Annotated in this window: 3 protein-coding genes; all 3 read left to right on the forward strand. The window is 66.3% G+C overall.

Going from position 1 to position 1,984, the window contains the following annotated elements:
• Positions 1 to 984 (forward strand): AMP-binding protein (locus tag ACFPOU_RS23250; RefSeq protein ID WP_379727321.1); only part of this gene is annotated, 984 nt, incomplete at its 5' end.
• Between the two features lie 37 nt (positions 985 to 1,021).
• Positions 1,022 to 1,405: a VOC family protein gene (locus tag ACFPOU_RS23255; protein WP_379727324.1), complete on the forward strand. Its 384-nt coding sequence runs from the start codon at positions 1,022 to 1,024 to the stop codon at positions 1,403 to 1,405.
• A 133-nt stretch (positions 1,406 to 1,538) separates the two neighbouring features.
• Positions 1,539 to 1,984: TonB-dependent receptor plug domain-containing protein (locus ACFPOU_RS23260; protein ID WP_379727327.1), on the forward strand; the 446-nt coding region annotated here is incomplete at its 3' end.

Here is a 1,984-nt window from a genome sequence, read left to right on the forward strand (position 1 = left end):
GGCGAAGACGTCACGATCACGCCGCTGCCGCTGTTCCACATGAACGCCATGTGCGTGGGCGTGCTATCGAACATCATGGTGGGCGCGCGCGTGGCCATTGTTCCGCGCTTCTCGGTCTCGAATTTCTGGCCGGAGGTCGAGCGCAGCGGCGCCACCATCGCCTCGATCCTCGGCGGCATGGGCGGCCTGCTGGCGCAAGCACCTGAGAGCGAGGCGATGCGGCGCTGCGTCGGCCAGATCCATACCGTGCGCGGCAATCCGTTTACGGAAGAAACCAAGCAGGTCTGGCGCGAGCGTTTCGGCGCACGCCAGGTAGGAGGCAATGGCTACGGGCTGACCGAGGCGAGCGTGATTACTTCGCTCGCAGGGGGCGAGCACGCGGCGCCGGGCTCGTCGGGCAAGCGCATACCGGACTTCGACGTGCGCATCGTGGACGACCTCGACCGCGAACTTCCCGTCAACACGCCCGGCGAAATCGTCGTGCGCCCGCTGCGGCCCGACATCATGTTCATGGGCTACTGGGGACGTCCGGCGGACACCATGAAGGTGATGCGCAATATGTGGTTCCACAGCGGCGACATCGGCCGGTTCGACGAGGACGGCTTCTTTTACTTCGTCGACCGCAAAAAGGATTACCTGCGCCGGCGCGGCGAGAACATCTCCAGTTTCGAAATGGAGTCGGCATTCGCCATCCATCCCGACATCGAGGAGGTCGCGGTGCATGCGGTTCCGTCCGAGCGCGGCGAGGACGATGTCAAGGTCACGGCCATCCTCAAGCCCGGCTGCATCCTGCAGCCGGAAGCCCTGTTCCACTGGGCGGTCGATGCGGTGCCCTACTACGCCCTGCCCCGCTACATCGAGTTTCGCGATGCGATGCCGAAGAATCCCCAGGGCCGCGTCCTGAAATACCAGCTGCGCGAGGAAGGCTGCACCGCCACCACCTGGGACCTGGAGCGCACCGACATCAAGGTCAGCAAGCGCTGACCGCGCCGATTTTTTTATTCATACTGGAGACACCGGCATGACGATACTGACCCACGTTACCCTGGGCACGACGGACCTCGAGCGCGCCAAGACCTTCTACGACTACGTGCTCGAGCCGCTCGGTTACGCGCGCCTGCTCGGCGTTGGCGGGCGCATTTGCGGCTGGGGCATCGGCGCCGCGCAGTTCATGGTCGGCTACCCGCGCAACGGCGAGCCTGCCACGGCCGGCAATGGCTTCACCATCGGCCTGTCCGCGCCGAGCCGCGCGGCGATCGACGAGTTCCACCGCCGGGCCATCGAACTCGGTGCGCTCGACGAAGGCGCTCCCGGCCCACGGCCGGTCGCCCCCAACGCCTACGCCGCGTATATCCGTGACCCGGACGGCAACAAGCTTGCCGCCTCCTGCCGCACGCCGGAATAAACCGCGCGGCGGCCGTGATCCTCAATTGCGTCCCTCGCCGCCCTCGCATCGCCTGCCACACCCGCCCGGCCTGCACCCCATGTGCCAGGCCCGGGCGGTTTCGTCCTACCCATAAAAAATACGGAGACCATGCATGACCCAATTTGCGAAGGCAGGACTGCTTGCGGGCAGCTGCGCGATGACGATGATCAGCGGTGCGGCCTGCGCCGCGGCGCCCACGGAGGCGGCAGAACAGCAAGCGGGCGCCGTGCAGGCCGTGGCGGAAGCGCCGATAGCCAAGGTGGTGGTGACCGCCCAGCGGCGCGAGCAGGCGCTGCAGGACGTGCCGGCGGCGGTCACGGCCATCGGCGCGGCCGAACTGGCCAACAAGCAGATCGTCGACGTCAAGGCGCTCAGTGCGAACGCGCCATCGCTCCTGATTGTCGATACCCCGGTCGGCAAGAACAACATGATCATCGGCATGCGCGGCATCACGCCGACCTCGATTTCCTCGAACAACGATCCGACCGTCGGGATCTATGTCAACGGCGTCTACTATGCGCGCACGGCCGGCGCCAACGCGGCGCTGGTCGACATGGA

The organism is Massilia jejuensis (assembly GCF_042656795.1).
Lineage (GTDB): Bacteria > Pseudomonadota > Gammaproteobacteria > Burkholderiales > Burkholderiaceae_D > Telluria > Telluria jejuensis.